8 protein-coding genes are annotated in these 6,291 nt (G+C 60.2%); 6 read left to right on the top strand and 2 right to left on the bottom strand.

The features are described 5' to 3' along the window. From ACE4YL_RS12100 to ACE4YL_RS12085, 4 genes are all read left to right on the top strand, one after another. The coding region (locus ACE4YL_RS12100; protein WP_461365599.1) for a YigZ family protein at positions 1 to 589 on the top strand (589 nt) is incomplete at its 5' end. A 28-nt stretch (positions 590 to 617) separates the two neighbouring features. Further along, positions 618 to 1,178 carry a flavin reductase family protein gene (locus ACE4YL_RS12095; protein WP_461359346.1) on the top strand — a complete coding sequence of 187 codons (561 nt, stop codon included), beginning with the start codon at positions 618 to 620 and terminating at the stop codon, positions 1,176 to 1,178. Between the two features lie 3 nt (positions 1,179 to 1,181). After that, positions 1,182 to 1,937, top strand: coding sequence for a TPM domain-containing protein (locus ACE4YL_RS12090; RefSeq protein WP_461359347.1), 756 nt, complete (start codon positions 1,182 to 1,184; stop codon positions 1,935 to 1,937). A gap of 24 nt (positions 1,938 to 1,961) precedes the next feature. After that, complete coding sequence (locus ACE4YL_RS12085) at positions 1,962 to 2,525, top strand: LemA family protein (RefSeq protein ID WP_461359348.1); 564 nt, start codon at positions 1,962 to 1,964, stop codon at positions 2,523 to 2,525. A gap of 45 nt (positions 2,526 to 2,570) precedes the next feature. Here ACE4YL_RS12085 and ACE4YL_RS12080 read toward each other — a convergent pair whose 3' ends face one another. Continuing rightward, a complete protein-coding gene (locus ACE4YL_RS12080) occupies positions 2,571 to 3,338 on the bottom strand; it encodes an extracellular solute-binding protein (RefSeq protein ID WP_461359349.1) in 768 nt (255 codons plus the stop codon). A gap of 99 nt (positions 3,339 to 3,437) precedes the next feature. Between ACE4YL_RS12080 and rnhA the strand changes: the two genes are divergently transcribed. After that, entirely contained in the window at positions 3,438 to 3,887 is a 450-nt protein-coding gene (gene rnhA, locus ACE4YL_RS12075) for a ribonuclease HI (RefSeq protein ID WP_461359350.1), read from the top strand. 14 nt (positions 3,888 to 3,901) lie between these two features. After that, positions 3,902 to 5,245: a hypothetical protein gene (locus tag ACE4YL_RS12070; RefSeq protein ID WP_461359351.1), complete on the top strand. Its 1,344-nt coding sequence runs from the start codon at positions 3,902 to 3,904 to the stop codon at positions 5,243 to 5,245. Here ACE4YL_RS12070 and queG read toward each other — a convergent pair. Next, positions 5,242 to 6,270: a tRNA epoxyqueuosine(34) reductase QueG gene (queG, locus tag ACE4YL_RS12065; RefSeq protein WP_461360248.1), complete on the bottom strand. Its 1,029-nt coding sequence runs from the start codon at positions 6,268 to 6,270 to the stop codon at positions 5,242 to 5,244. The two genes, ACE4YL_RS12070 and queG, sit on opposite strands and share 4 nt — an antisense overlap. Positions 6,271 to 6,291 lie beyond the last annotated feature (21 nt).

Here is a 6,291-nt window from a genome sequence, read left to right as displayed (position 1 = left end):
GAAGTCCAAGTTCATTGCCCGCATCAAGCCCGTCCAGACCCGGGAAGAAGCGGAGGCGTTCATCGAAGCAGTACGCAAAGAACACTGGAACGCCACCCACAATGTACCGGCCTATATCATAGGAATGAACCAGGAGGTTCAAAAATACAGTGATGACAATGAACCAAGCGGCACGGCGGGCCTGCCTGTTTTGGAAGTGCTCAAGGCCCATGAGGTGGTGAACTGTGCCGTGGTGGTCACCCGCTATTTCGGCGGTATCCTCCTGGGCAGGGGTGGTTTAGTCCGTGCTTACGGCGGAGCAGCCCGGGAGGCGCTCAAGGCCGCCGGGATCGTACGCATGGTCCCTGCACTGGAGGTGGGCATCACTGTGGATTACACCCATCTAGGAAGAGTTCAAAACGAACTGCTGACCCAGGGTGTTTTTCTCCAGGACACGGAGTATCTGGAGAAGGTGACCTTCCACGTGCTGCTCCTGCCAGAGGAAAGGGAACCTCTGCGCCAGGTCATCCAGGAGCTCACCGCCGGTGATTTCCTCTGGCGGGAAGGGCAGGAAGTGTACCGATCCCTGCCGGTGGAAGCAGAGAGCTGATTGGAAGAATTTGAGGGGAGTGGGTAGGATGGCGAAGCGGATGGGTGGACCCGGGACCTGGCTGTATCCTCTGCCGCCTGTTTTGGTGAGCTGTGCCCATGGCGACAGGACAAATATCATCACCCTGGCCTGGGCAGGGGTGGCCTGTTCAGAACCGCCAATAATCAGCTTGGGTATTCGCCCAGAGCGCTATTCGTATGATATAATTAAGCAATCGGGCGAATTCGTGGTGAATATCCCCCGGGCATCCCAGGTGGAGCTGGTGGATTTTTGCGGCAATGTCAGCGGCCGGGAGGTTGATAAGTTCGCCCGCTGCGGCTTCACAGCCCTGCCCGGCAGTTCTGTGGCGGCGCCGCTTCTGGCTGAGTGCCCGGTAAACCTGGAATGCCGGGTGGTGCAGGTGCTTCCCCTGGGGAGCCACGATCTGTTCCTGGGGGAAGTAGTCTCAGTGCACTATGCTGAACAGTATGTGGCGGATCAGCGCTTCGACCCTTACGCCGCCGATGCCCTGGTTTACGGTTTTGGCCGCTACTACCGCTTGGGTGAAGTGCTGGGGCGTCACGGGGAGTGGATGAAAAGAGAGAGGTAAGAGATGAAGAGAAGCAGGAAACTCGTTGGGTTGACCATAGTTTTCCTCTTTGCGGTTCTGGTCGCTGGCCCCGTTTGGGCTGCCTTTCCCCAGCCCCAGGGTTTCGTGAACGACTTTGCCAATGTGCTGGACCGCCGCAGCCAGTCGGAGCTGCAGGTTTTGGCCGAGCAGCTGCGCGCGGACCAGGGGGTGGAACTGGCGGTGGTCACTGTGGCCAGCACCGATCCCCTGGATCCCAAGGAGTACACCACCGGGCTGTTTAACGAATGGGGGATCGGCGGTCCTGAAGACAGCGGCCTGCTCATCCTCCTGGCCGTGGCGGAGCGGGCCATTGAGGTGGAGCCTGGTTACGGCTTGGAAGGTGTGCTTCCCGATGGGTTGATTGGGGCGGTGATCGATCAGGAGGGCATGCCCCACTTCCGGGAAGGGGATTACGGGGCCGGGATCACGGCCATGGCCAAGGCCTATGCCCGCATCTTGGCCGGGGAGAAGTTCGAGATCGCGGAAGAGGAAAAAGGAGATTTCGGCTGGCTTTATTCGTTTCTCATTTTTATCCTCATCGTGCTGCTGCTGCGCCGCAACCGCTTCTATCCGCCCAGGGGCGGCGGGGCTAGCGGCGGCGGTTCCGGTCGGAGAACCATCTTTGTCCCAGGTCCCACCATGGGCGGGCCGCGGATGCCCACAGGCAGAGGCTCCGGCGGCTTCGGGGGATTTGGGGGAGGCCGCAGCGGCGGCGGTGGAGCAGGCAGGAGATTCTAAGGAAGGAAAAGGAGAGTGGAGAGAATGAAAAAAGGAACGCTAGTTCTCGTTGTCATCGCAGTCATTGTCATACTGCTTGGCATCAGGGTCATTTCCGCGTACAACCGTTTAGTGGAACTGGAGCAGAATGTGGAAGGACGCTGGGCCCAGGTGGAGAACCAGCTGCAGCGGCGGGCAGATCTCATTCCCAACCTGGTGGAAACGGTTAAGGGCTATGCCAGCCACGAGCAGCAGGTTTTCGCCGATGTGGCTGAAGCCCGCTCGCGGCTGCTGGCTGCCCGTACTCCAGAGGATCAGATGGAGGCCAATGCGAGTTTGGACTCCGCTCTCGGCAGACTTCTGGCCATCAGCGAGGCTTACCCCGAACTGAAGGCCGACACCAGCTTTATCCGCCTCCAAGATGAGCTGGCGGGGACGGAGAACCGCATCGCCACAGAGCGCATGCGTTTCAACGAGTCGGTGCAGACTTGGAACACCACCATCCGCCGTTTCCCCATGAATTTGATTGCCAGCGTGTTCGGGAAGGAACCTAAGCGCTTCTTCGAAGCATCCCCAGGGGCCCAGGAAGTTCCCCAGGTATCGTTCTAAAAAAAGGAGGCACTCTCTAAAAGGGAGTGCCTCTCTTGCCAGGGCCTAGAAACCAAATAGGGGCAGGGGGATGCTGCCCTGGTTGCTCAGGGCCTCCAGATCCGCGGGGGGAATGTTCTCGTGGAAGTAGTGCAGGACTTCCAGGGCTTCTTCGGGATGCGCCGTATCCCCCCACACCACCAGTTTGGTCAGCTGCGCGGGGTGCTGGAGGCCGTAGATAGGCTTACCTGTTTGATCCTGGCCTAAGGCCAGCAGGGCGCCCTGCTCGGTGAAGTAGGTGAAGCGGTTCTCATCTAGGGCGATCACATCCGGTGCATCCCCTGCGGCGATGAGCACCACCAGCTTGGGGTCTAAAGTCCCCAGGGGCAGAAGCTGCAGGTCGATGTAGATGGTCTCGTGGGTTTCATTCCAGCTTTCGGCCAGTTCCGTCATGACTTCGCCCAGGTCGTAGGAAGCCTCGGCCAAAAAGACGATCTTCACCCTGCCCATGGCCGGATCCGGCGGCTGGGGTCGGAAGATAATGTAGAGGATGAGGGCAGCCGCCACCAGAATGCTTCCCACAATCACCTTCTTGGAAACCGGGGGCGGCGGGCCGTCGCCCGCTGGCTTTTCCCCCACCACGGCGCGGGCCAGCTGTGGACAACCAGCCCTGCCGCAGCCGCCTTTGCTCTTCCAGCAGTCCACGTGCTGCACGCTGCGGCAGCGGGGGCAGACCACCACTTGATCCTGGGCGGTGATGGTTTCCTGGCACAGGATGCAGGGCTGGCCCGCGTGGGCCTCTCCAGAAGTGATTTTTTCCGTTCTTTCCGCCATAGATTCTCTCCCCAAATACAAAAGATCGTATAGTATGGTATTATTAATATTGTAACACTTTGTCCCAGCTCTGCCAATTGAGCAGGCTGGGGAGGAGGAGTGATCACTCTGAGGCCGCAGGTGGAGATCTACACTGACGGTGCCTGCAGCGGCAACCCGGGGCCGGGGGGATGGGCAGCCATCCTCATCTTCGGCGAGCACGAAAAGGAGATCTCGGGGTTCGAACCCATGACCACCAATCAGCGCATGGAACTCACCGCGGCCATCAGGGCTTTGGAAAGCTTGAAAAGGCCCTGCAGGGTGAGGCTTTACTCAGACAGTGCTTACCTGGTTAACGCCTTCAATTTGGGGTGGCTTGACAACTGGCGCCGCAACGGCTGGCTCAATGCCAGGAAACAACCGGTGAGCAACGGGGATCTCTGGCAGCGCCTGGCGGAGCTTGCGGAAATCCACCAGATCCAATGGATTAAAGTGCAGGGACACAGCGATAATAAGTACAATAACCGTTGTGATGCTCTGGCCCGGGCCGCCATTGAGTCGGGGCGATAGGGAGGCAGCAAGCAGTGCAGAGAGATTACCAGGAATTACTTGCAGAAATCAAAGAAATAACCACGGCCGATGGCTTTGTTTCGTCCTGTTTGGAAATAAAGGAAAGCCTGTACTTCTATGAGCTCGATCTGATGCTGGCAGCTTACACCGCTTCTCTGGAACTGCTGGCGGCGGCTGCCCTGCTCCATGCCACCTTGAAAAGCAGGGCCGATCTCTTAAAGGCCCGGGCGGCAGTGGAGCATTATGTGGAGAATCTTTTGGCTGACTTGAACAAGTTCCGGTTTCCCCTGGACGTTCAATACGTTGTGGACCGGTTCTTACAGGGCCCGGCGCCGCGCATCCGCTGGCGCCTGGCGGTTTACGGGGAGATGATGCAGGCTTACGCCGCCCTGGAGGCTGCCCCCTCCGAGGGCTTGGACGAGCTGCTGCGCAGGGCCCACAGGCTGCTGCGGGGGAGGGAAGCGGAGCTTGGGCCCAAGCTCACCGCCGTCTTGGGGCAGGTTGGGGCCCGCATGCTGCGGGGGGCGCGGCTGAGGCCCATCTGGCTGCAGGTGAGCCATCCCCGCATCCAGATTGCCCTTTCCGGCCTGCAGACCCTCATGAACAACCTCCGGGTCACCCCGTATTTCAACTACCCCCTGGAAGATCTGGCCACAGAAAGGCAGAAACGCCGCAAGGTGAAGGGCAATGTAGTGGCGGATCTGGGGGTGTTCCGCAACTTCCGGCAGGGCGGTTCCGGCTACACAGAGCTGAACATCCCCTTAGAGCGGGATGAGTACGATAACTTCCTGGAGGGTTTCTCCACGGGGTTCCAGTATCTGGATGTGGAACCTGACGAGGTAGTGGTGGATCTGATCACCATGATCCTCGAGGCCCGCCTGGTGCACGGGGGCGTGGATTCCAGGTTTTTGCTCAGGCTCTTGGTCTATTGCAACCGCTGGAAGCTGAGCCAGGTGAGCGATACCATTTTAGAACTTCTGGAAGAACTGGACTGGGACGACCCGCTCTTCTATGAGTCCTGGTCGCTGCTGAAGAGTTTCGCGGGGAAAGCGCTGCCCGCCATGCGCCGCTTTGTCCGCAAACACAGGGATTCTCCGCTCCTGCCTTATCTCGCCCTCTTTTTGAGCAGCGGGCCGCCCAGCAAACGCCGGTGGAGCCTACTCAAGGAGATCTTCGAGCATTATCCCGAGGAAAATGAGGACAAGGTTCATATCGCCCTGTCCATTGCCCGTTACGGCGGCGAGGAGGCGGTGGCCTTCCTGGAGCAGGTTTTGACCTCCGCGAAAAGCTCCAACGGTGCCTACCGCCGGGAGCTGGAAAAGGCTTTAGCCGCCGCCAAACAAGAAGCTGGGCACTAGCCCAGCTTGGCCACAGCCCACTCCGCAGCTTCCCTCACCAGGGGGCTGGGGTGCCCTTGGGCTGTTTTCTTTAAAATGGGGAGCGCAGCACGGGCCCCCTGGTTTCCCAAAATGAGGCAGGCGTTGCGCTGCAGGATGTTTTTGCCCCGCCAGGCCACGCTGGTCTGGCCGAACTGCTCCTGGAACTCCCTGTTACTTAAACTGAGCAGAGGCAAAAGGGGCACATGGGGGCCCACCAATGGAGCGAACTCCCGGTGGCGGGTTACTGGCGCCTCCCGATTGACGGGGCAGACCTGCTGGCACGTATCGCAGCCCCACAGCCGGCTGCCCAGCTTAGAGCGGAACTCCAGGGGAATGGGCCCGCTCATCTGGGTGAGGTAGGAGAGGCAGATGTGGGGGTTGATCTTGCCAGGAGCCAGAAGGGCCCCCGTGGGACAGGCCTTGATGCACCGGCCGCAGTCCACCGGGCAGGACCAGCTGCCCTGCCCTTTGGGACTGGTGGCAGGCAGTTCCACATCCACCAGCACTTCCCCCAGGAAAACCCAGGAGCCATAGGGCGGCACGTAGACCGCGCAGTTTCCGCCGGCATAACCCAGGCCCGCTTCCACCGCCAGGGCCCGGTCCACCAGGAAGCTGGTATCCACAGCCTTGGTGCATTCCCGGGCTCCAAAGCGTTCCTGGAGACAGCTGATCAGCTGGTCCAGGCGCCGGCCCAGCACCCGGTGGTAGTCCAAACCCCAGGCGTAGCGGGAGATGGTGCCGTGGAGCGGAGGAACAGGTCCCGGCTGGCCGGTGTTGTAGCTCACGGCCAGGGCGATGACCGTCTTGGCGCTGGGCTGCAGCTTCCGGGGATCGAGGCGCTTTTCCACATCCTGATCCACAAAATCAGGATAACGCCCCTCTTCTTGGGCCTGCCGCAAAAGGGGCAGCAGGCGCTTAGAAGGACGCGCCGGCATTACGGCAAAGGCATCAAAGCCCGCCTGGAAAACCGCCTCACCCAAAGCCTTGAGGACCTGTGCGCTCATGGCCAACCTCCCTGGTTCTTG

The sequence above is a fragment of the Candidatus Darwinibacter acetoxidans genome (assembly GCF_041936445.1).
Lineage (GTDB): Bacteria > Bacillota > Limnochordia > Darwinibacteriales > Darwinibacteriaceae > DTU010.
The sequence above is the reverse complement of the archived record's forward strand: the minus strand, read 5'-3'. Positions and strand labels throughout refer to the sequence as shown.

Bases quoted from the DNA above. Each gene is read 5' to 3' on its own strand.
- ACE4YL_RS12090 (WP_461359347.1), top strand. From the start codon at position 1,182: ATGAAGAGAAGCAGGAAACTCGTTGGGTTGACCATAGTTTTCCTCTTT.
- ACE4YL_RS12080 (WP_461359349.1), bottom strand. From the start codon at position 3,338: ATGGCGGAAAGAACGGAAAAAATCACTTCTGGAGAGGCCCACGCGGGC.
- ACE4YL_RS12085 (WP_461359348.1), top strand. From the start codon at position 1,962: ATGAAAAAAGGAACGCTAGTTCTCGTTGTCATCGCAGTCATTGTCATA.
- ACE4YL_RS12095 (WP_461359346.1), top strand. From the start codon at position 618: ATGGCGAAGCGGATGGGTGGACCCGGGACCTGGCTGTATCCTCTGCCG.
- queG (WP_461360248.1), bottom strand. From the start codon at position 6,270: ATGAGCGCACAGGTCCTCAAGGCTTTGGGTGAGGCGGTTTTCCAGGCG.